The sequence below is a fragment of the Streptomyces sp. ME19-01-6 genome, from assembly GCF_033793745.1.
In the GTDB taxonomy this organism is placed as follows: domain Bacteria; phylum Actinomycetota; class Actinomycetes; order Streptomycetales; family Streptomycetaceae; genus Streptomyces.
The window spans coordinates 203,009-225,071 of the sequence record NZ_JARAXF010000013.1 but is presented as its reverse complement, the minus strand read 5'-3'; the positions used below and the strand labels follow the sequence as shown (position 1 = coordinate 225,071).

Below are 22,063 nucleotides of genomic sequence, written 5' to 3'. Positions count from 1 at the left end.
CATAAATCGGATCACTCTGTGAAGGGCTCCCGCCTCGCAGGAGAGGAGTGCTGAGATGACCCGCGCAGTCGGGATCGACCTGGGGACGACGAACTCCGTGGTGTGTGTCCTGGAGGGCGGCGAGCCGGCCGTCATCACCAACACCGAGGGCGCCCGGACGACCCCTTCCGTGGTGGCCTTCGCCAAGAACGGCGAGGTGCTGGTGGGCGAGGTGGCCAAGCGTCAGGCGGTGACCAACGTGGAGCGCACCGCGCGGTCGGTCAAGCGCCACATGGGGGAGGCGCAGTGGCGCTTCCCGGCCACCGGCGAGGTGGACGGCAGGCGCTACACCGCGCAGGAGATCTCCGCGCGTGTGCTGCAGAAGCTCAAGCGCGACGCGGAGGGCTACCTCGGCGAGGATGTGACGGAGGCGGTGGTCACCGTCCCGGCGTACTTCAACGACACCCAGCGCACCGCCACCAAGGAGGCGGGCGAGATCGCGGGCCTGAAGGTGCTGCGGATCATCAACGAGCCGACCGCGGCCGCCCTGGCCTATGGCCTGGACAAGGAGAACGACCAGACCATCCTGGTCTTCGACCTCGGCGGCGGCACCTTCGACGTCTCGCTGCTGGAGATCGGCGAGGGGGTGGTCGAGGTCAAGGCCACCAACGGCGACACCCACCTCGGCGGCGACGACTGGGACCAGCGGATCGTCGACCACCTCGTCACCCGTTTCAAAAACGGCTACGGGGTCGACCTGTCCAAGGACAAGATGGCGCTCCAGCGGCTGCGCGAGACCGCGGAGAAGGCGAAGATCGAGCTGTCCGCGGCGTCCGAGACCACCATCAACCTGCCCTACATCACGGCGTCCGACGAGGGCCCGCTGCACCTGGACGAGAAGCTCACCCGTGCCCAGTTCGAGCAGCTGACCGAGGACCTGCTGGGCCGCTGCAAGGGGCCGTTCCACCAGGCGATCAAGGACGCCGGGATCAAGGTGTCCGACATCGACCATGTGATCATGGTCGGCGGCTCGACCCGGATGCCCGCGGTGACCGGGCTGGTCAGAGAGCTGACCGGCAAGGACCCGCACCGGGGGGTCAACCCGGACGAGGTGGTCGCGGTCGGCGCCTCGCTCCAGGCCGGTGTCCTCAGGGGTGAGGTCAAGGACGTCCTGCTGCTGGACGTCACCCCGCTGTCCCTGGGCATCGAGACCAAGGGCGGCATCATGACCAAGCTGATCGAGCGCAACACGACCATTCCGACCAAGCGCTCGGAGATCTTCACCACGGCCGAGGACAACCAGCCCTCCGTGCAGATCCAGGTCTACCAGGGCGAGCGCGAGATCGCGGCGTACAACAAGAAGCTCGGCATGTTCGAGCTGACCGGCCTGCCTCCGGCGCCGCGCGGCGTGCCGCAGATCGAGGTCACCTTCGACATCGACGCCAACGGGATCATGCATGTGTCGGCGAAGGACCTCGGCACCGGCAGGGAACAGCGGATGACCGTCACCGGCGGCTCCGCGCTGCCGAAGGACGACATCGACCGGATGATGCGCGAGGCCGAGCGGTACGCGGACGAGGACCGCCGCAAGCGCGAGGCGGCCGAGACCCGCAACTCCGCCGAGTCCCTCGTGTACAACACCGAGAAGCTGCTGCGCGACCAGGCGGACAAGGTGCCGCAGGATGTGCGGCAGGAGACCGAGGCGGCGATCGCCGAGCTGAAGGAGGCGCTGAAGGGCGAGGACTCCGGCCGGATCCGCGCGGCCACCGACAAGGCCGCCGCGGCCGCGCAGAAGATCGGCACGGCCATGTACGCCCGGGCCGGGGCCCAGGGCGACACCGCCGGGCCGGCCGGGGGCGCGGGCCCGGAGCACGGCGCCGACGATGACGTCGTCGAGGCGGAGATCGTCGACGAGGACCGGCCCAAGGAGGACGGGTCAAGGGGGGACGGGTCCAAGGGGAACACCGGATGACCGACCCCCTGCCACCCCGGGACGGCGATCCGGCGAGCGGCTTAACGGGCGGGCGTGGCCGGGCCGAGCCGGGCGGTGGCGCCCTGACGGCCGCCGTGGCGCTGACCGTGGCCACCGGCTCGATGGACGCGGTCAGCTTTCTCGCGCTCGGCGGTGTCTTCACCAGCGTGATGACCGCGAACCTCTCGCTGCTCGGCATGTCGGCGGCGACCCGCGACCCCGCGCTCGCCGGTCACGCCGCCGTCGCGGTCGGAGGCTATGTCCTGGGTTCGCTGGTGAGCGGCCGGATCGTCAGCGGACCCGGCAAGAGGCGGCTGGCCCGCCACGCGCTCGGTGTGGAAGTGCTCGCGCTCGGCGTCCTGTGGGCGCTGTGGGTGGCGGCCGGCGGCCACCCCGGCGGAGGGTGGCGGCAGGGGCTGCTGGCCCTGGCCGCCGTGGCCATGGGAGGGCAGAGCGCATTGGTGCGCGCCGTCGCGCCGTCCGGGGTCTCCACCACGTACTTCACCGGCATGCTGACCGGGCTGCTTGCCGACCTCGCCGCCACCGGCCGGGTGCGCAGGTCCAGCTCGGCGCTGCTGGCCGCCCTGGTGGCCGGGGCGGTCGGGGGCGGGCTCCTGCTCACCCTGGTGCCGTGGGCCGCTCCCGCGCTGCCGACCGGGCTGGTCGCCGCCGTCTGGCTGGGTTCCCTCGTGGGCCGAGCCCGGGGAGCCCGGGGAGCCCGGGGAGCCCGGGAAGAACGGAGAGGAAGGGGAGACGGGAGTCAGGGCTGAGTGTCGAGCTGGTCGGCCAGACAGGCCAGGTACAGGGCGAGCGTGGTGCGGTGGTCGCGCAGCGGGCGGCCGCTGATCTGCTCGATCTTGTTCATCCGGTAGACGAGGGTGTTGCGGTGGATGTGCAGCGCCGAGGAGGCGCGCACTAAGTTGAAGCCGTTCTCGCACCAGGCCACCACGGTGTCCCGGAGCACCGGCCAGTCCGGCTGCTCACGCAGGTCCGCGGCGGTCAGTGCCAGCAGCCGGGTGCGGGTGTGCTGGCCGGTGGCCGCGAGCAGCTGGTGGGCGCGGAGATCGGAGACGAGGTGTACCGGCAGCTCCGGCGCGACACGGGCCCCCAGGCGCAGCGCGTCGCACGCGTCCTGGTACGAGTCGTGCAGACCGCCGACCGAGGTGGCGGGCTCCCCGATGCCGACCCGGGCCGCCAGGCCGTGCTGGACCCCCACGAGATCCGCCAGTCGCTGACAGGCCGTCATCGCCCGGCTTGTCGAGCCCTGTTCGGGCAGCCGGTGCAGCACCCCGATCCACCCCGGTGCCGCCCCCGCGACGACGTCCTGCGGATCGGCGAACACCTCCCGCACGGTGCGCAGCAGCTCCGAGCGGACCAGCGAGGTGTCCGGCACCGGCGGCCCGGCGCGGTGGCGGGCGCCGCCCGTCCCGCCGGAGGCGGACACCTCGACGGCCACCGCGATCCGGCGCAGACGCAGATCGAAGCCCACCTCGGCGGCGCGGAAGACGATGAAGTCCGGCTCGACGACCTCGGCGTCGTACGTGGCGACATCCGCGAGCAGATCCTCCAGCACCCGCTCCCTGACCACCCGTGAGCGCAGTACGGCCGACTCGCGCAGCAGGATCTCCGTCTGCCGCTTGACCACAAGACCGAAGCGCCGGACCTGGGCGGGCGTACCCGTGATGCCGACCGTGCCCACCGCGTGTCCGTCCATGACCAGCGGCAGTGTCACCCCGGCGCGCACCCCCTTGAGCTGCTGCGCCTGCGTGGCGGTGTGCGTGGCGGCCTCCTGGGTGCGTATCACCTCCACGGACGCCTCGTGGAAGGTGCCGACGCGGCTGCTGTCACCGCTGCCGATGACGATGCCCTCGCTGTCGGTGATGAGGACGTTCAAACCGATGACCGCGGAGGTGTCCCCGGCGATCTCCTGGGCGAGTGAGGGGCTGAGCACGAACTGGATCCTCCGGCCGGTGGGCTGGACGCACCGTACAGCGCCACGGCCCCGGCCCGCCACACATTCATACGGAGTGACCAATGACCTTGCGGCCCCGCCACGGCCACCGCCACCGTGACCGCCCCCGAGCCGCACGTCGAACAGCCGGCCGCCGCTGACCACCCGCTTTGGAGCGGTCATATGATGCTCCATAAGATGCCGCGGTGATCATAAAGAAACGCCTGGCGACAGGCGCCTTCGGGCTGCTCGCGGCCTTGGCCTGCGGCCTGTTGTCCCCCGCCGCGGCCTTCGCCGACGACGAACCGGCCCGTGAGTCCCCCAAAGTCGAACTGGTCCTGGACGTCAGCGGCTCGATGCGCGCCCGCGACGTCGACGGCATGTCCCGCATGGCCGCGGCCAAACAGGCGTTCAACGAGGTTCTGGACGCCGTACCCGACGAGGTGCGGCTCGGCATACGCACGCTCGGCGCCACCTACCCCGGCAAGGACCGCAAGACCGGCTGCCTGGACAGCAAGCAGCTCTACCCCGTCGGCCGGGTGGACCGCACCGAGGCCAAGGCCGCCGTCGCCACGCTGCGCCCCACCGGCTGGACACCCATCGGCCTCGCCCTGCGCGGCGCGTCGAAGGACCTCGCGGGTGGCGACGCGACCCGCCGGATCGTGCTCATCACCGACGGCGAGGACTCCTGCGGACAGCCCGACCCGTGCGACGTGGCCCGGGAACTGGCCGCCGAGGGCACCCATCTGGTCGTCGACACGCTCGGGCTGACCCTGGACAGCAAGGTCCGGGACCAGCTCAGCTGCATCGCCGAGGCCACCGGTGGCACCTACACCGCGGTCCAGCACACCGACCAGCTCTCCACCCGCATCAAGCAGCTGGTACGGCGCTCCGCGGACACCCCGGTCCAGACCCCGACCGCGGTGCAGGGCGCCGAGGCGTGTGCCCAGGCCCCCGTTCTCGGCGCGGGCCTCTACAACGACCGGGAGGGCTTCGGCGAGCACCGCTGGTACCGGGTGAAAGTCGCCCCCGGCCAGGAGCTGCGGGTCTCGGCGACCGTGGGCGCCGACCGCGCCGTCGCCCCGGACTACGGCGTGCTGGTGCGGGCGGTGACCGAGCGCGGCCGCGAGCTGGTGCGCGGCAGCGAGGCGGGCAGCGGCCGCACCGACGTCATCTCGACCGGGCTGCGCTACCCGGTGGCCGAGGGCCGCGACGTGGAGGACGACACGCGGCGCGCGATCTGCCTCGAGGTCAGCCAGTCGTTCTCCGCTCCCGCCTCCGTCAAGCGCACCCCCGGACTCCCCGTCGAGCTGTCCGTGAACATGGTCGACGTCGGCGACCCGCCCGGTGACGTGGCCGCCTTCGGCCTCGGCCGCGGCTGGGTGCTGCTGGCTGTGCTCACCGTCACCGGGCTGCTCGTGGGACTGCTGTGGGGCTGGCTGGCCCGCTGGCGCGTCACCGTCTGGAGGACCAACTGATGCGTGCCCTACGTACCGCGGGCGCCGCGTTCGCGCTCTGCGCCGCCCTGCTCGCCACCGCCCCAGTGGCGGCCGCCGACGCGTCCCCGAACGCGAGTGCGGGCACGGACGGGGGCGACGAACCCACCGAGGCGGGCACCGGCTTCCGGACCGCCACGGCGATCGAGCAGGGGCAGACCGCCACCGCCTCGGCGTCGGCCGGCGACTACCTCTACTGGGTGTTCCCCGCGGCGGCCGGGCAGGTCCCCACCGTCGAGGCCACCGTCAAGCTCCCCGAGGCACAGACCCGGCACGGCAGGACCACCTGGCAACTCGACGTCTACGACGGGCTGCGCCGCCGCCAGGCCTGCACCTCGGGCAGCCAGACCGCCACCGCGACCGAGCAGGACGCCTCCGTCGACCTCAGTTGCCGGCTGCGCCGGGTGCGCTCCTGGTCCGAGGCCTGGGCCAACGATCCGCTGCCGGGGTCGTACTACGTCCGTCTGACGGTGGTGAAGCTGCCGGAACAGGACCTCGGACTGCCCTTCACCACCGAGATCACCGCCTCCACCCGGGACGCCGGCGGCAAGTACGCGGAGGGCGGCGAACTCTCCCCGCTGACCCCGGCCGTGCGGGCCGGGGCGACCCAGGCGCCGGATGCCGAGCCGAGCCCGGACGCGTCCGAGTCGTCGGCCGGGGAGGACACCTCGTCCCACACCGCGGCCGAGCCGAACGGCGGCTGGGGTTCGGGTTGGTGGTCGGACCGCTGGGTGTGGACCGTGGTCGGCGGCGCCCTGGGGGCGCTCGCGGGAGTGGGCGGCTACGCGCTCACCCGGGGCCGCGGCTCCTCCCGCCGCCCACCGGCCGCCGAGTGAACGGCGCCGACTCGCCGGCCACCGGCTGAACCCTCACCGGCCGCACGGGCGTTTCCGTGTGCCCACGTCCCCGTGGGCACACGGAGCGTCAGTCGCGGATCGCGATCGTGATCGCCGCCAGGACGGCCGCGATCAAGAGCATCGCCACCCCGTAGATCACGCGATGGGACCGCAACCCGGGGATCAGGGCGTCCACGGCGATCCGGCCCGGCCCGCTCAACGCGAGCCCTGCCGCCCCCACGCCGATGAGCAGGGGGAACTCAAAGCCCCCGAAGAACCCCAACGGCCAGACGACATCGACCGCGTTGGCCATCGTGCCCGCCACGGCGGCGCCCGCGAGCGGTGTGAGCAGGCCCACGGCCAGCCCCAGGCCGCCGAACGTCTCCAAGATACCGGCCACCACCGCCATGAACTTGGGTGCCGGATAGCCGAACTTCTCAAAGGCCCGGCTGGTGTTGTCGATCCCCAGGCCGTCCCACCAGCCGAACAGATGCTGTGCACCCCGCGCGGCGACGATCAGCCCGACGCCCAGACGTATCACCAGCAGCCCCACGTCGTGTGCGACCAGCACATGGGGTGAGGAGCGTGGCGAGGGCGGTGCGGATGTGTCGTTCGGGGGAGGGGTGCGATGGTAGGCAGACATGGCGCCCTCGTCTGGTCGGATGTGTAACTCAGGCCGCTGAGGCCACTTAAACCACTCAGACCACTCAGACCCATCAGACAGGCGGACCGGATCCGGTCACGCGCCTTGTCTCAAATATGCCCCCGATGGGGTGCGTGCTCAACTCGGACGTCAGTCGCCGTGGTCATAGACGGTGACCGGGATCCCCCGCGCCACCAACCGCTCGGCTATCAGCGGCGCGACCCGCTCCCAGCGCCCGCCGGCCAGCCCACAGCCGATGCGCGGCATATGGACCGAGGCCCCCAGCTCGGCGGCCTTCGCCGCGACCGGGCCCAGCGCCGCGCCGATCGCCTCGTACCGCACCGGCACCCCTTTGCTGCCCGAGCGCATCCCGCGCTGGCCGACCATATTGGCCACCCACACATACCGGCTCACCTGCACGAACTGCACCGCGCCCAGCCCGAAGTCATTGCGCGCCCGCTCGCGGTGCCAGCGGCGGTACGCCGCCTCCGGCTCCGGCCAGCGCCGGGAGACGGCCAGCACAAAACCCTTTCCCCAGCCGCCCAGGTCATTGCAGACATGGGCGATGATCTTCTTCCCTTTCCCCCGCGGCGCGGTGGCGTCCCCGCGCACATACTCGATCGCTGCCATAATCCGCAGCCTACGGTCCGGCACCGACAATCCCCCGGCGAGAGCGGAGAACATGACCACGCAGCCCCCCACCGCCGACGAGGAGCTCATCCAGGCCGCGGCCCATGTCGCGCGGACCTACTGCCGGGGCGACGACCACACCATGGCCGCCGCCGCGCGCGCCGCCGACGGCCGCGTCATCACGGCGGTGAACGCCTACCACTTCACCGGAGGCCCGTGCGCGGAGATGGTGGCCGTCGGCGTCGCGGCGGCCCAGGGCGCGTACGAGCTGGTCACGATGGTCGCGGTGGGCGACCGCGAGCGCGGAGTGGTACCGCCGTGCGGCCGCTGCCGCCAGTTCCTGTTCGACTACTTCCCCACGCTCGAAGTCATCGTCGGGACGATGGACCGCCCGCGCACCGTCCCCGTCGCCGAGCTGCTCCCCGACGCCTACATCTGGGCGGACCACCGTGACGACGAAGAGGCCGGCGCCGGCGGCCAGGGATGAGCCGCGGCGTGCGAAGGGTCAGCCGTGGTGCCGGAAGAACACGTAGCCCGATGAAGCGGGCCACCGCACGGAACAGTCCCGGCGCGGCGGAACTCACGGCGACGAGATCTCCAGCCGGGCGGGCGCGGCTCGGCTTGCGGCGGCAGCATCTGGCGGCAGGCGCAGGCCGTGGCGGCCCGGGGTGATCGACCCGAGCACGCTGGGGTGGCGGGCGCCGGTGCAGGCCGGCACCGTGCCGGCCAGCCCGTGGGCGGTCAGGAAGCCGAGGACGGCGAAGGCGTACGCCTCCTTGGCGGCCGAGGGGAGACCCAGCTCGTCGGAGGTGCGCAGCGGCACGGCACCCAGCGCCCGGCGCAGGGCGGCCAGCAGTGTGGGGTTGCGGGTGCCGCCACCCGAGGCGATCACCTCGTCCGCCCCGGCGGAGCGCACCGCACGGGTCACGGTGGCGGCGGTGAGCTCGGTGACCGTGGCGACCACGTCGTCGGCGGGCAGCGGGCCAAGGCCCGCGAGCGCGGCCTGGAGATAGGGCAGGTGGAAGAGTTCCTTGCCGGTCGTCTTGGGGGCCGGCCGGGCGTAGTACGGCTCGGCCAGCAGCCGGCCCAGCAGCGGGCCGTGCACGGTGCCGCGCGCGGCCATCGCGCCGTCCTCGTCGTGGTCGAGCCGGCCACCCGTCAGATGGCGCACCGCCGCGTCGATGAGCGCGTTGCCCGGCCCGGTGTCGTACGCGAGGGGGGCGCCGCTGCCGTCGTTGTCCGGCACCACGGTGACATTGGCGATGCCGCCGAGGTTCAGCGCCACGCACACGCCGGGTCGTCCGCGCAGCCACAGCGTGTCGACGAGGCTCACCAGGGGCGCCCCCTGCCCGCCCGCCGCGATATCGCGGCTGCGCAGATCGGAGACGACGGGGTGGCCGGTGGCCTCGGCGATCCAGGCGGGCCGCCCCAGCTGCAGGGTGCCGTACGCCCGGCCGTCCGCCACCCAGTGGTAGACGGTCTGCCCGTGCGAGCTGATGAGCTCGGCGCGCCCGTCGCACAGCTCCCGGTCGGCACGGACGGCGAGGGAGGCGAACGCCTGGCCGATGCGCGTGTCGAGCTCGCACACGGCCCGCAGGGTCGTCGGCGCGGGTGGCAGCGCGGCGCTCAGCGCCTCGCGCAGCTCCTCCTCGTACGGGGCGCTGACCAGGCCCAGAGGGGTCAGTACGAGCCGGTCCCCGTCGAGGGCCAGATCGGCGGCCGCGGCGTCGATGGCGTCGTACGAGGTGCCCGACATCAGCCCGATCACCCGCATCGGCCGACCCCCTGCCCGTCCCCTGCCCCGCCAGGCCGCGGTGTCTCGCCCTGCCGCGCCCGGTGGCCTTCGCGCAGCGGCCCGCGGTGGTCGTCCCCGCGCAGGGTGAGGAGAGCCAGGAGGCTGATGGCACAGGTCACCGTCGTGTAGTACGCGGGGATGTCCACCTCGCCGGTCCGCTCGATGGTCTTGGTGATGATGAGCCCGGCGCAGCCGGAGAAGACGGCGTTCGACAGCGCGTACGCCAGGCCGAGCCCGGTGTAGCGGACCCGGGTCGGGAACATCTCCGCCAGCATGGCCGGGCCCGGGCCGGCCATCAGCCCGACCGCGGCCCCGGCGGCGAACACCGCCAGCCCCTTGACGAGGTTGGAACGGTCCGCGTCCTGCAGGAGGTTCAGCAGGGGGATCGCGGAGACGGTCACCAGTGCCGCCCCGGACAGCATCACCGGCCGTCTGCCGATCCGGTCGCTGAGCCACCCGGCCGGGATGATGGAGGCGGCGAAGCCCAGATTGGCCACCACGGTCGCGATCAGCGCCTGCCGGAAGCTGGCGCCCAAGGTGCTCTGCAGATACGACGGCAGGACGACGAGGAAGGTGTAACCGGCCGCGGCCCAGCCCATGATGCGCCCGGCGCCCAGGACGATGGCCCACGCCACCTCTTTTGCGGGCGGAGTCGGCGCGGGATCGGCCGCGCCACCGGACTGCCTCTCGGTGCCCCTGGCGCCTCCGGCGCCCCGGAAGGCGGGGGTCTCCTCGAGCCGCAGCCGCAGCCACAGGGCGCCGAGGCCCATCGGCAGCGTCAGCACGAACGGCAGTCGCCAGCCCCAGTCGTTCAGCGCCTGCTCGCTCAACACCGTGGCCAGCAGCGCGGCCACGCCGGCCCCGCCCAGCAGGCCGAGCGCCACGGTGAAGGACTGCCATGCCCCGTACAGCCCGCGCCGCCCGTCAGGGGCGAACTCCGTCATGATCGAGACCGCGCCGCCGAACTCGCCGCCCGCGGACAGACCCTGCACCACCCTCAGGAAGGTGAGCAGCCACGGCGCGGCCGCACCCACCGTGTCGTAGGTGGGAAGCAGCCCGATCAGCGTGGTGGCCGCGGTCATCAGCAGCACCACGAGGATCAGGGTGGGGCGGCGGCCGATCCGGTCGCCGAGGCGGCCGAAGACGGCGGCGCCGATCGGCCGGAAGAAGAAGGCCAGAGCGAAGGACGCATAGGTCTTGACCAGGCCCTCGAGGTCGTTTCCTCCCTCGGGGGTGAAGAAGTTCGCGGCGATGACCGTCGCGAAGTAGCCGTAGACGCCGAACTCGTACCACTCGATGAAGTTGCCCACCGACCCCGCCACCAGGGCGCGGCGCGTCGGGCGGACGGCCTCCCCGGGGGTCCGGGGCGGATCCGGTATGGATACGGTCACCTGTGTTCCCTTCAGCCGTCGCGGTCCTCGCGCGGTCAGAAGCCGGTTTCCGTTTCCTGATTCCCCCGTTTCCCGGTTCTCCACCGGGACGCCGCCGATCACATCGCGCCCCGATGCGGCCTCACCTTCGGGTCTCGCTCCGGTCGCCGGACCACTCGGTGTGGAAGACGCCCTCGCGGTCGACGCGCCGGTAGGTGTGGGCGCCGAAGAAGTCCCGCAGCCCCTGGATGAGGGCGGCGGGCAGGCGGTCGGCGCGCAGCGCGTCGTAGTAGGCGAGCGCGGAGGAGAACCCGGGCGTGGGGATCCCCTGCTGGACGGCGGTGGTCACCACGGCCCGCCACGCGTCCTGCGCCTCGCCGAGCTGACGGGCGAACCGCTCGTCGGCGAGCAGCGAGGGCAGCGTGGGTTCGGCCGCGTACGCGCTACGGATCTCGTCCAGGAACCCGGCCCGGATGATGCAGCCGCCGCGCCAGATCTTGGCCACCGCGCCCAGGTCGATGTCCCAGCCGAACTGGTCGGCCGCGGCCTGGATCATGTTCCAGCCCTGCGCGTACGAGACGATCTTCGAGGCGTACAGGGCCTGCTCGACCCGGTCGACCAGGCGGTCGGCGTCCTGCCCGGCCAGGGCGGGCCCCTGCGGTCCCGACAGCTGCCGTGCGGCCGTGCGCAGATCGGTGTGGCCGGACAGTGAGCGTGCGAAGACGGCCTCGGCGATGCCGGGGACCGGCGCGCCCACGTCGAGCGCGATCTGTACGGTCCAGCGGCCGGTGCCCTTCTGCTCGGCGGCGTCGGCGACGATGTCGACGAACGGCGTGTCGGTCTCCCGGTCGGCGTGGGCGAGGACCTCGGCGGTGATCTCGATGAGGTAGGAGTTCAGCATGCCGGTGTTCCAGCGGCGGAAGATCTCCGCGATCTGCGCGGGGGTGTGTCCCGCCGCACGCCGCAGCAGGTCGTACGCCTCGGCGATCAGCTGCATGTCGGCGTACTCGATGCCGTTGTGCACCATCTTGACGAAGTGTCCGGCGCCGTCCGCGCCGATGTGGGTGCAGCACGGCTCGCCGTCGACATGCGCGCTGATCGTCTCCAGCATCGGCCCGACCTCGGCGTAGGCCTCCGCCGACCCGCCGGGCATGATGGAGGGCCCGTGCAGCGCGCCCTCCTCGCCGCCGGAGATGCCCGTCCCGACGAAGTGGATGCCTCGCTCGCGCAGCGCGGCCTCGCGGCGGCGGGTGTCCTCGAAGTGGGCGTTGCCGCCGTCGATGACGATGTCCCCGGGGTCCAGCAGCGGCACGAACTCGTCGATCACCGCGTCGGTCGGCTCGCCCGCCTTCACCATCACCACCAGCCGCCGGGGCCGCTCCAGCGCGGCCACGAAGTCCGCGGGCTTCTCGGCCGGCACGAACGAGCCCTCCCCTCCGTGCTCCTCGATCAGGGCGCGGGTGCGGGTGGGCGTCCGGTTGTGCACGGCGACCGTGTAGCCGTGCCGGGCGAAGTTGCGGGCGAGGTTGCTGCCCATGACGGCGAGCCCTGTGACTCCGATGGAGGCAGAGGCTGACACAGAGGGTGCCATTGCTGTTCCTCGATTCCTGGCGGGGGGCCGAGCGACATCGACGGTAGCCGGGCCGCCGGATGCGCGCAGTGCGACACTCACATCGGGCGCACGGTGAGATGGACGTGGATGTCGTCGGTGTTCACAAGAGGTTCTGCGCCGCGGGGAGCGCGGAGGTGACGACGGCGGCGAAGAGCGCGGCGCCGTCCAGCCCGAACACCCCGGCCGCGACGGCCCACGCCACCACCGGCTGCGCGAAGGACTTCAGCGCCACCGACAGCAGCACCGGGCCGCGGTCCTCGCCGCGCCCGGGCAGGGCGCTGCCGGGCAGCGAGAGGCCGAAGGCCAGCAGCACACCGGGCACCGCCATCCCGCCCAGCAGCGAGACCGGCTCCATGACCGGCCCGGGGATCCGCCACCCGGCGGCGGCCACCACCACGCCGGACAGGGAGCCGACGACGACGGGGTTGCGCAGCGGCGTGGTGAGGCGCCGCAGGAGCGACGGCCGGCCCTCACCGCGGCTCAGGTCGATGACCGTCAGGGCGATCGGGGACATGACGATTGCTGGAAGAGCAGGACCGGCGCGATCAGGGAGGCGTCCCCGAGGACGTACATGGCGACGGGGATGCCCAGATTTCCGGCGTTGACGTAGCCGGCGCACAGCGCGCCGATCGTCGTGCGGCCGACGCTCCAGCGGCGTACGGCGCCGACGGCGATGAACGTCCCCGCGACGACGAAGGTGCTCAAGCCGGTGACGAGCATCGGGACCGACACCAGGACGGAGAGGTCGGCCCGGGCGAGCGTGGAGAACAGCAGCGCGGGGCTGGCGACCTGGAAGGCGAGCGCGGTGAGGCGCGCCCGTGCTCGCCCAGCGAGCCGCGGCGCCCCAGGACGTAACCGGTGACGACGATGCTCGCGATGACACCGAAACCCGAGATCACCCCGCCCATAAGCATGCACCTTACAAGCGGTTGCCCGCTCGTGGTGCGCGACACCTGTGTCAAGGCGCGGTCGGGGCGCCCGCGGTCACGACTGCCGGTATCCGCCGAGGAACCGCCCGATCCTGCTGATGGCCGACTCGAGGTCGTCCACGTGTGGGAGGGTGAGGATGCGGAAGTGGTCGGGGCGCGGCCAGTTGAAGCCGGTGCCCTGCACCACCTGGATCTTCTCCCGCAGCAGCAGGTCAAGGACGAACCGCTCGTCGTCGTGGATCCGGTGGACGCCGAGGTCGATGCGCGGAAACGCGTACAGCGCGCCCTTTGGCTTGACGCAGGAGACGCCGGGGATCTCGTTGAGCTTCTCCCACGCGCGGTCGCGCTGCTCGTGCAGCCGTCCGCCGGGCAGTACGAGGTCCTCGATGGACTGCCGGCCGCCGAGGGCCGCCTGGATGGCGAACTGCGCGGGGGTGTTGGGGCACAGCCGCATCGAGGCCAGCATGGTCAGGCCCTCCAGGTAGTTCCTGGCATGCTGCCGGGGGCCGGACACGACCACCCAGCCGGAACGGAATCCGGCCACCCGGTAGGCCTTGGACAGGCCGCTGAAGGTCAGGCACACCAGGTCCGGGGCGAGGACGGCGGGGCTGTGGTGGATCGCCCCGTCGTAAAGGATCTTGTCGTAGATCTCGTCGGAGAAGACCATCAGGTGGTGGCGGCGCGCCAGGTCGAGGATGCCTTCGAGGATCTCGCGCGGATAGACGGCCCCGGTGGGGTTGTTCGGGCTGATGATCACCACGGCCTTCGTACGGTCGGTGATCTTCGACGCCATGTCGTCGAGGTCCGGGTACCAGTCGGCGGACTCATCGCACACATAGTGCACGGCTTTGCCGCCCGCCAGGGTGGTGACCGCCGTCCACAGCGGGAAGTCGGGGGCCGGGACGAGGATTTCGTCCCCGTCCTCGACCAGGGCCTGGACGGACATGGAGACCAGCTCGGAGACGCCGTTGCCGAGGAAGACGTCGTCCACGCCGATGTCGTCCAGGCCGCGCTGCTGGTAGTGCTGGACCACGGCCCGGCGGGCGGGGAGGATGCCGCGCGAGTCGCTGTAGCCGTGAGCCTGCGGCAGCATCCGGATCATGTCCTGGAGGATCTCCTCCGGGGCCTCGAACCCGAACAGCGCCGGGTTGCCCGTGTTGAGGCGCAGCACGCTGTGTCCGGCCTCCTCCAGCGCGTTGGCGTGCTCGATCACCGGACCCCGGATCTCGTAGCAGACCTCGCTGAGCTTGCTCGACTGCCGGAACTCCATGTCACGCCCTCCCGGTTCGCTCTGCCTCATCACTCGACGACGGCTTGCTTTGTTCTACCAAGGTGCCACTTGGAAAGTCCAACTTAATGGCTAGACTGGGGCGCATGCCACGCCGAAGCTATGACCAGTACTGCGCGATCGCGCGGGCCCTCGATGCCGTCGGTGACCGGTGGACGCTGCTGATCGCGCGGGAGTTGCTGGCGGGCCCCCGCAGATACACCGACCTCCACACCGACCTGCCCGGGGTCAGCACGGACATGCTCGCCACCCGACTGAAGGACATGGAGCGCGACGGCGTACTCGCCCGCCGGAAGCTGCCGCCGCCGGCGTCCGTCGCCGTCTACGAGCTCACCCCTCACGGCCGCGCGCTGCTGCCCGTCCTCACCGCCCTCGCCGCCTGGGGCGCGCCCGCGCTGGCCGAGCGGCAGCCCACCGACGCCATCCGTGCCCACTGGTTCGCCCTGCCGCTGCTGCACCGGCTGGGGCGCCTCGCGGCGGAACACGAAGGGGTCGTCGATGTGGTGCTGGAGGAGGGCGGCTTCCATCTGGTGTTCGGTGCGGCCGAGCCCTCGTACGGGGACGGACCGGCCGAGCGCGCGGACGCCCGGCTCGTCGTGGACGCCGACACCTGCGTCGCCCTCGCCCAGGGCACGCTCACGGTCGCCGACGGCATCGCCGCCGGAACCATCGAGCTGACCGGAGCCGGCCCGCTCGCCGACGCACTGCGCGGCGCCGATTCCTGACGGCGCAGTCCCGGCGCTACCGGCCTGGCCTGCGCACCAACCGATGAGCTCCGCCATTTCGCCCCCGACCGATGAGTTCTCGCGGCCCGGCCGGTCCTAGGACACACAGGCACCGGACCCGAGTCGGCAAGGAGAGCACATCATGCAGAAGATCACGACGTTCCTGTGGTTCGACCACCAGGCCGAGGAGGCGGCCCACCACTACACGTCCATCTTCGACGACTCCCGGGTGGTGGACATCCAGCGCTACGGGGAGGCGGGTCCGGGGGAGCCGGGCACGGTCATGACCGTCACCTTCGAGCTCGCCGGGCAGAGGTTCATCGCGCTCAACGGCGGCCCCCACTTCACCTTCACCGAGGCCATCTCGCTCTCCGTGGACTGCGCCACGCAGGAAGAGGTGGACGACCTGTGGGCGCGGCTCGGCGACGGCGGGGAAGAGGGGCCCTGCGGCTGGCTGAAGGACAAGTACGGGCTGTCGTGGCAGATCGTGCCGACGAAGCTGACCGAGCTGATGCGCGACCCCGACCCGGCCAAGTCCGCGCGGGTCACCAAGGCCATGCTCGGTATGAAGAAGATCGACATCCAGGCCTTGGTGGCCGCCCACGAGCAGTAGACCCCGCCACACGGATATGGCCGCCGTCGCACGGCGGCCATATCCGCATGGTGGCCACATCCGTATCGCCAACCGGTGTCCCGCAGAGCTTGGTTGCCCCTCTACGCTCGGCCTTTCAGGGCTTCTGACACCCAGTCGGACATTCACACGCGGGGAAACGCATGTGTTCGAAGTGGTGCGCAAGCGGATTCGATGGTGTTGTGTGGCGGTGTGGAGGGCACCGTACACATCTGAACACCAGGCATAATCACAGCTGCGATGGGCGTAGAAAGGGTACGAAGTGGTGGTGAACGCATTGAGTGCGGACAACAGTGTGGGATCGACGATCGAGGCGCTGGAGGCAGAGCTCCCTCGACTCGAGGAACAGCAGGAGGCTCTCAAGAAGGATTTGGAGACTGTCACCAAGCGACTGGAGGCGGTCAGCGGCGCGCTGAACAGCCTTCAAGCGCTCTCCAGCGTGCCGGCGCCGCAGCAGGCGCCGGAGGAGCCCGTGGCCGAGACCGCGCCACCGGCTCCGGAGCCGGTAGCCGACAACAAGGCAGCCACGGCGGCCGAGTCCGCCCCCGAGGCGGCACCGGAACCGGCCGCTGAGGCGGCTCCCACCGCCGGGGCCACCGCCACCGCGACGCGGAAGGCCGCCATCGGCCGTCAGCGCAGCAAGGGCAAGGCCAAGGCCCCTGCCACCGGGCGGGCTTCGAAGACCGCCGCGAAGAAGGCCACGACCGCCAAGAAGACGGCCAAGAAGACCGCCGCGGCGCCCGCGCCCAAGGCCGAGCCGGCGGCCGAGCGCTCCGGGGGGCTCTCGGAGAACGTGCTGGCCGCGCTGCGCAAGGCGGGCCGCCCGCTGCGGGCCGCTGAGGTCAACGAGGCCCTGGGGCGGGACGAGACGCGCACGAACGTCAACTCCGTGCGTAACACTTTGGAGCGACTCCGCAAGGCGGATCGGGCCAAGAGCGCCGGCCGCGGCCTGTACGAGGCCTGACCCAAGCCCAGGAGGTCGGCGCCTGACGGGCGGACACCGCCCATCCACCGCCCGGCAGGCGCCTCCTCGATATGCCCCCTTGAGAAAACCGGCCTAATCGCCCGCCGTACCGCGGGCCGCCCCGGCCACCCGGCCCTCGGCCACCTCGGCCAGACAGGCCGCCGCGTCGCCGGTGAACAGGCGGCGCCCCGCGGCGATACGGCGGTCACGCGCCGCGCCGGGCGCGGTGAGCGTGTCGAGCAGCCGTACGAGCTCCCCCGCGTCCCGCGCGTGGTCGCTCGCGCCCAGCGCCGCCATGCGGCGGACACCCTCCCGCCCATGTCCCGGGATGGGGCGGTAGCCGACCACGGGCACCCCGGCGGCCAGCGCCTCCACAGCGGTCTGCCCGGCGGCGTTGTCCACCACGGCCCGCGAGGCGGCCAACATACCCGGCAGGTCCGGCTCCCAGCCGATGGCCCACACCCCAGGCGACCGCGACAGTTCGCGGCGCAGCCGCTCGTTGCGGCCGCACAGCGCCACCGGCAGATATCCCGCCGAGGCCAACAGCCGCGCCGTGGCGGCCAGGCGGGTACCGGCCCCCCACGCACCCGCCGCCAGCACCACCGGAGGCTTCCCGGGCCCGCGCTCCGCGAAGCGGCGCCGCCAGTCGGCCGCCCCCGGGGCGGGGGCGAAGAAACGTCCGGCCACCACCGGACCAGTGGCCACCGCGGGCCCGCCCACGGCCTGCCGCACGGTGCCGGCCGCCTCGGCGGTGACGCACAGATGCAGATCGTTGCCCGGGTGCAGCCACTGGCGGTGCACCGCGAAGTCGGTGACGAAGACGGCGCTGGGCGCCGCCAGCGCCCCGCCCGCGCGGAGTCGGCCGGTGAGCTGGGCGGCGAGGTGGAAGACCGGGACGACCACATCCGGCCGCCACCGCTCCACCAGCTCCAGCAGCCGGTGTTCGGCGAGCGCCGCCAGCGGGGCGCTGCCCGGCCGCGGGCCGGGGCCGGAGCGGAAGAACGCGGCGTAGATTCCCGCGTAGAGGACGGGGAGGCGGCGGATCGTCGCCCGGTATCCGCAGCGCAGCCCCGGGCCGATCCCGGCGGGCAGCAGCGCGAGGACATCGGTCCGGTCCACCCGGTGTCCCCGGTCCGCCAGACGCCGCGCCAGCTCCGCGGCCACCGCGTCGTGACCGGAGCCCATGCTGGCGCTCACCACGAGGAAACGCCTGCTCACCGGCGCTCCCGGGGAGGGCGCCCGGCGCGCCGGTCATCGGGCGGCGGGTTCATGGTCACCTCCGCTGGTGTGCACGGCCGACGCACCGCGGGTGCCGACGCGCCGCGCCCGGTGCGGCGTGGCACGTGGTGCGTGTGGTGCGTGGTGGAGCTGAACGTGGCTAACTGGAGGTAACCGCTGCGCGTGTCGCCAAACCGTACGGCGGCCGTTCACCCGGCCGGCCGTCACAGGGAGTCGCCATGGCCCGCCCCCTCCCGGACACAGGAACCCACCGTGGCCCTGCCCGGGACACGGACGGCCCCACGGCCGCGTGGCGCGGCGTGGCGCTGGTGACCGGCGCGTCCTCCGGCATCGGGGCCGCCGTCGCGGACCGGTTCGCCGCCGAGGGCGGCTGGCGGCTGCTGATCAACGGCCGCCACCGGGAGCGGCTGGACCGCGTGGCGGCCCGGACCTCGGCCACCGCTCTCCCCGCCGACCTGGCCACCGAGGAGGGAAGCGGCCATCTGGTCCGGGAGGCATACCACGTGGCCGGGCGGATCGACCTGCTCGTCGCCGGGGCGGGGGTCGGCTGGGCCGGACCGTTCGGCTCGATGCCGGCCGCGGCCATCGAGGGGGTGATCTCCGTCGACCTGCTCGCCACCGTACGCCTGGCGCGTCTGGTGCTGCCCCGCATGCTGGCCGAGCGGCGCGGACACATCGTGCTGATCGGATCGGTCGCGGGCAGCGTGGGGGTCAAGGGCGAGGCGGTGTATTCCGCCGCCAAAGCGGCGCTCGGCACCTTCGCCGACGCCCTGCGGTACGAGCTCCACGGGTCCGGCGTACGGGTCACCCACGTCGTCCCGGGCGTGGTGGACACCCCGTTCTTCGCCCGCCGCGGCACCCCCCTACACCCGCCGACGGCCCCGCCCACTGCCCCCGGCCCGGGTCGCCGACGCGGTCTGGGACGCCGTCGCGCGAGGCCGCGACGAGGTCTACGTACCCGCCTGGCTGCGCCTGCCCGGGCTGGTCCGCAGCGCGGCCCCGGCCCTGTACCGCCGGCTGGCGTCCCGCTACGGGTGACGCGGTGAACGACACGCTGATGGTCCTGCTGGCGCTGTTGTCCGCCCTGGGCAACGGCGCGGCGTCGGTGCTGCAGCGACGTGCCGCGATGGAACAGGAACAAGAGCACGAACGGGAGCAGGGGCAGGGGCAGGGGCAGGAGCGGCGAGGGGGACGGGGGAGCGGGTGGAGGGCCGGGCAGCCCCTGCTCCGGCTGGTCCGGCTGCTGCGGCGTCCGTTCTGGCTGGCCGGCGGGGCGGCGATGGTGGTGTCGGCGGTGGCCCAGGTGGGAGCGCTCGCGGTCGGGCGACTCTCCGTCGTCCAGCCGCTGCTGGTGACCGAGCTGCTGTTCACCCTGGTGGTCGGCAGCCTGGTCTTCCGCCACCGCCCGGACGGCCGGACCTGGCTGGCGTTCGTGACGCTCGCCGCCGGGCTGGCGCTGTTCCTCGTCGCCGCCGACCCCTCGCACGGCCAGAGCACCGCGATGAACGGCCGCTGGCTCCCGGTAGGGCTGCTGACGGTGCTCGCCGTGGGCGCCCTGACCGCGGTGGCCCGCGCGCTGCGCGGCCCGGCCCGCGCGCTGCGCGGCCCGGCCCGCGCGCTGCGCGGCCCGGCCCGCGCCGCGGTACTGGGATGCGCCACCGCCGCGTGTTTCGCCTGCACCGCGGCGCTGATCAAGGAGTTCACCGGCCGGTTCTCCGACGGCGTGGCCGCCGTCTTCACCAGCTGGCCGCTCTACGCGGTGTGCGGCGTCGGGCTGCTGAGCTTCCTGCTGCTGCAGAGCACCCTGCGGGCCGGCACCCTCGCGGCGTCCCAGCCCGCGCTCACCCTCGGCGACGCGCTGATGAGCATCGCGCTGGGCTGGGTGCTCTTCGGCGAACGCGTCGCTCTGGGGCCCCGCATCGTGCCCGAGGCGATCGGTGTCGCCTTGATGGCGGCCGGGGTCGTCGGCCTGTCCCGCGCACCCGCCGTCGCCGACGGCTGGGACACAGCCACCCAGGCGACCACCGCCCGCCCCGCCCACCCGCCCCGTGCGACGCGGCGGACCGGAAGCGGAAGCGGCGGCGCTTCGTGAGCGGGAGCGGTGGCCCCAGACGGCTGGAAGCGGGGGTCCCGCACGGCCGGAAGGGGTGGCCCTCCATGGCCGGTAACGGCGGTCCCGCGTGGCCGGGGCGGCGGTTCCGCATGACCGGGCGCGGCGGGCCATGGCTGGGAGCGGGGGTCCCGCATGGCCGGAAGGGGTGTTTTGCGTGGCCGGAAAGCGGCAGTCCCACGTGAGCCGCTCATGAGCCGCGGAACGGCCGGATACGACGGCCGCCGCGGCGACGCGCGCCACCGGGCCGAGGCCCTGGCCGCGGCCGCGGCGGGCCTGGTGGCGGCCGCACACCTGGTCCCCGCCGGCACCTGGCTGCCCGGCGTGCGGCGCGCTCTCTTCCCGGCCCTGGCCGGCCGCGGCCGGCCCGACCACATCGCCCTGACCTTCGACGACGGTCCCGACCCCGGGTCCACCCCGTACTTCCTCGACGCCCTCGACGAGCTCGCCGTACGGGCCACCTTCTTCGTCCTCGGCGACAGTGTCCTGCGCCACCCGCGGACCGCGGCCGAAATCTCCCACCGCGGCCATGAGCTCGCCGTCCACGGCTGGACGCACAGCCGCCCATGGCGGTCCACAGTTGCCCGCGATCTGCGCGAGGTCGCGCACGCCGCCCGTGTCGTACGGCGGACCACGGGCGCGGTGCCGCGCTGGTACCGGCCGCCGTACGGGGTCCTGACCGGCGGCCGCACGCTGGCCGCCGCACGGGCCGGGCTCAGCCCCGTCCTGTGGACGGCGTGGGGCCGCGACTGGACCGCTCAGGCCACGTCGGCCTCGGTGCTCGCCACCGTACGCCGCGATCTGCGCGGCGGCGGCACGGTGCTGCTCCACGACTCCGACCGGGCGGCCGAGCCCGGCTGCTGGCGGGCGGCCCTCGGCGCGCTGCCCGCCCTCGTCCGCGTATGCCGGGACGAGGGCTGGACGGTGGGTCCGCTCGCCGACCACGGGATCGGCGGCTGAACGGCGCCCCGGCCACCGGACGCCCCCCAGGTCGTTACGGCAGGGGCTGCCACACGGCCGTGCCGTGCACGGTCGACAGCCTCAGCACCTCACAGCCCATCGACCTCGCCGCGCCCAGCACGGCCAGCCGCGCCCGCTCGCTGTCCTCGGGAGGGAACGCCACCCGGATCTGATGGCCGTACGCCGTCTCGTACGTCACCTCCCAGCCGCCGTCGACGGTGGCGAAATGATCCTGCCGCTTGCCGTCGTACTCGGACACGAAGCCGCCCCGGTCGGCGGTGGGCGACAGCGCCTCGCGCAGGAGTCGCAGCCGCTCCGGGTAGGGCCGCCCGCCCTCCGCCAGCTCGACGTACACATGCGCCAGCTCGCGCGCGGAGTCGAACCATGGGGCGAGGTCGGGCTGGTTGTTGGGCATGGCCTCCGAGACGATCCGCCCGGTGATCCACCCCTCCACGAAGTCGGCGGCGCCGGGCCCGTACTCCTCGTAGTCGTCGTCACGCGACCACACCACGACCGGCCACGCCTCCGGCGGCCCCGCGGTCCGCCAGCACAGATGGTGTCCGCTGCCGGTGACCGCCCACGCGATCAGCCCGCCCGGCTCGGGGAACAGCGGGTAGGGGTAGCGCTCGGGGAACATCTCCCGCATGTCGCCGTAGTCCTCGAGCAGATCCGCCTCGAGCCGGACCGGGTTGTCCTCGCCGAACGGCGTGCGCAGGCAGATGTGGTCGCAGAACTCGCCCCGCCCGTACGTCTCGACCAGCGCCTTGAAATCCGCGGGCAGCCGCACGCCCAGCACGGCCTCGGCCGCCTCCCAGTCGCCGTGGCCGTCCACCGCCTCGGACGGGGGCGGTACTCGGCGGACGAGCTCGGACAGCGGGGCGCGCGGAAAGATCACGGGCACAGCGTAGACGCCGGTCCGGGGCCGTCTACGAT

19 protein-coding genes and 2 pseudogenes are annotated in these 22,063 nt (G+C 72.8%); 11 read left to right on the top strand and 10 right to left on the bottom strand.

The genetic code is table 11. The features are described from left to right. The first annotated feature begins 55 nt into the window (after positions 1-55). Both dnaK and PV419_RS27500 read left to right on the top strand, forming a co-directional pair. Positions 56-1,951, top strand: coding sequence for a molecular chaperone DnaK (dnaK, locus tag PV419_RS27505; protein ID WP_319693503.1), 1,896 nt, complete (start codon positions 56-58; stop codon positions 1,949-1,951). After that, entirely contained in the window at positions 1,948-2,721 is a 774-nt protein-coding gene (locus PV419_RS27500) for a YoaK family protein (protein ID WP_319693501.1), read from the top strand. The genes dnaK and PV419_RS27500 overlap by 4 nt, the downstream gene beginning before the upstream one ends. On the opposite strand, the gene PV419_RS27495 is transcribed toward PV419_RS27500, so the two are convergent. Further along, complete coding sequence (locus PV419_RS27495; protein WP_319693500.1) at positions 2,712-3,902, bottom strand: CdaR family transcriptional regulator; 1,191 nt, start codon at positions 3,900-3,902, stop codon at positions 2,712-2,714. The two genes, PV419_RS27500 and PV419_RS27495, sit on opposite strands and share 10 nt — an antisense overlap. Before the next feature lie 206 nt (positions 3,903-4,108). Here PV419_RS27495 and PV419_RS27490 point away from each other — a divergent pair, with 206 nt between their 5' ends. Then, entirely contained in the window at positions 4,109-5,380 is a 1,272-nt protein-coding gene (locus tag PV419_RS27490) for a VWA domain-containing protein (protein ID WP_319693498.1), read from the top strand. Beyond that, positions 5,380-6,234 (top strand): hypothetical protein, encoded by an 855-nt coding sequence (locus PV419_RS27485; RefSeq protein ID WP_319693497.1) that lies wholly within the window; start codon positions 5,380-5,382, stop codon positions 6,232-6,234. Before PV419_RS27490 ends, PV419_RS27485 begins: the two co-directional genes overlap by 1 nt. An 88-nt stretch (positions 6,235-6,322) precedes the next feature. Here the strand turns inward: PV419_RS27485 and PV419_RS27480 are convergent, their stop codons facing one another. Both PV419_RS27480 and PV419_RS27475 read right to left on the bottom strand, forming a co-directional pair. Further along, complete coding sequence (locus PV419_RS27480; protein ID WP_319693496.1) at positions 6,323-6,877, bottom strand: DoxX family protein; 555 nt, start codon at positions 6,875-6,877, stop codon at positions 6,323-6,325. Positions 6,878-7,027: 150 nt separating this feature from the next. Further along, positions 7,028-7,507: a macro domain-containing protein gene (locus tag PV419_RS27475; protein WP_319693495.1), complete on the bottom strand. Its 480-nt coding sequence runs from the start codon at positions 7,505-7,507 to the stop codon at positions 7,028-7,030. Between the two features lie 52 nt (positions 7,508-7,559). Here PV419_RS27475 and PV419_RS27470 point away from each other — a divergent pair, with 52 nt between their 5' ends. Continuing rightward, a complete protein-coding gene (locus PV419_RS27470; RefSeq protein ID WP_319693493.1) occupies positions 7,560-7,994 on the top strand; it encodes a cytidine deaminase in 435 nt (144 codons plus the stop codon). 93 nt (positions 7,995-8,087) lie between these two features. On the opposite strand, the gene PV419_RS27465 is transcribed toward PV419_RS27470, so the two are convergent. From PV419_RS27465 to PV419_RS27445, 5 genes and pseudogenes are all read right to left on the bottom strand, one after another. Next, positions 8,088-9,281 (bottom strand): anhydro-N-acetylmuramic acid kinase, encoded by a 1,194-nt coding sequence (locus tag PV419_RS27465; RefSeq protein ID WP_319693492.1) that lies wholly within the window; start codon positions 9,279-9,281, stop codon positions 8,088-8,090. Further along, positions 9,272-10,693 carry an MFS transporter gene (locus PV419_RS27460; RefSeq protein WP_319693490.1) on the bottom strand — a complete coding sequence of 474 codons (1,422 nt, stop codon included), beginning with the start codon at positions 10,691-10,693 and terminating at the stop codon, positions 9,272-9,274. The genes PV419_RS27465 and PV419_RS27460 overlap by 10 nt, the downstream gene beginning before the upstream one ends. Before the next feature lie 121 nt (positions 10,694-10,814). Then, the gene (gndA, locus tag PV419_RS27455; protein WP_319693565.1) at positions 10,815-12,251 is read right to left on the bottom strand and encodes an NADP-dependent phosphogluconate dehydrogenase; all 1,437 of its coding nucleotides are present in this window, start codon (positions 12,249-12,251) and stop codon (positions 10,815-10,817) included. A 139-nt stretch (positions 12,252-12,390) separates the two neighbouring features. Continuing rightward, positions 12,391-13,192, bottom strand: a pseudogene (locus tag PV419_RS27450) (AEC family transporter); the annotation flags it as partial. Positions 13,193-13,268: 76 nt separating this feature from the next. Next, positions 13,269-14,483 carry a pyridoxal phosphate-dependent aminotransferase gene (locus PV419_RS27445; protein WP_319693489.1) on the bottom strand — a complete coding sequence of 405 codons (1,215 nt, stop codon included), beginning with the start codon at positions 14,481-14,483 and terminating at the stop codon, positions 13,269-13,271. A gap of 86 nt (positions 14,484-14,569) precedes the next feature. Between PV419_RS27445 and PV419_RS27440 the strand changes: the two genes are divergently transcribed. From PV419_RS27440 to PV419_RS27430, 3 genes are all read left to right on the top strand, one after another. Beyond that, the gene (locus PV419_RS27440) at positions 14,570-15,226 is read left to right on the top strand and encodes a winged helix-turn-helix transcriptional regulator (protein ID WP_415925392.1); all 657 of its coding nucleotides are present in this window, start codon (positions 14,570-14,572) and stop codon (positions 15,224-15,226) included. A 142-nt stretch (positions 15,227-15,368) separates the two neighbouring features. Further along, positions 15,369-15,839: a VOC family protein gene (locus PV419_RS27435; RefSeq protein WP_319693486.1), complete on the top strand. Its 471-nt coding sequence runs from the start codon at positions 15,369-15,371 to the stop codon at positions 15,837-15,839. Positions 15,840-16,125: 286 nt separating this feature from the next. After that, complete coding sequence (locus PV419_RS27430) at positions 16,126-16,821, top strand: prephenate dehydrogenase (protein WP_319693484.1); 696 nt, start codon at positions 16,126-16,128, stop codon at positions 16,819-16,821. 93 nt (positions 16,822-16,914) lie between these two features. On the opposite strand, the gene PV419_RS27425 is transcribed toward PV419_RS27430, so the two are convergent. Continuing rightward, complete coding sequence (locus tag PV419_RS27425) at positions 16,915-18,039, bottom strand: MGDG synthase family glycosyltransferase (RefSeq protein WP_415925391.1); 1,125 nt, start codon at positions 18,037-18,039, stop codon at positions 16,915-16,917. Between the two features lie 239 nt (positions 18,040-18,278). Here PV419_RS27425 and PV419_RS27420 point away from each other — a divergent pair. The 3 genes and pseudogenes from PV419_RS27420 to PV419_RS27410 all read left to right on the top strand — a co-directional run bounded on the left by PV419_RS27420 (position 18,279) and on the right by PV419_RS27410 (position 21,130). Further along, positions 18,279-19,098: pseudogene (locus PV419_RS27420) on the top strand (SDR family NAD(P)-dependent oxidoreductase). 19 nt (positions 19,099-19,117) lie between these two features. Continuing rightward, positions 19,118-20,152 carry a DMT family transporter gene (locus tag PV419_RS27415; protein ID WP_319693563.1) on the top strand — a complete coding sequence of 345 codons (1,035 nt, stop codon included), beginning with the start codon at positions 19,118-19,120 and terminating at the stop codon, positions 20,150-20,152. Positions 20,153-20,362: 210 nt separating this feature from the next. Then, positions 20,363-21,130 carry a polysaccharide deacetylase family protein gene (locus tag PV419_RS27410; RefSeq protein WP_319693482.1) on the top strand — a complete coding sequence of 256 codons (768 nt, stop codon included), beginning with the start codon at positions 20,363-20,365 and terminating at the stop codon, positions 21,128-21,130. Between the two features lie 34 nt (positions 21,131-21,164). Here the strand turns inward: PV419_RS27410 and PV419_RS27405 are convergent, their stop codons facing one another. After that, the gene (locus PV419_RS27405; RefSeq protein ID WP_319693480.1) at positions 21,165-22,025 is read right to left on the bottom strand and encodes an SMI1/KNR4 family protein; all 861 of its coding nucleotides are present in this window, start codon (positions 22,023-22,025) and stop codon (positions 21,165-21,167) included. Positions 22,026-22,063 lie beyond the last annotated feature (38 nt).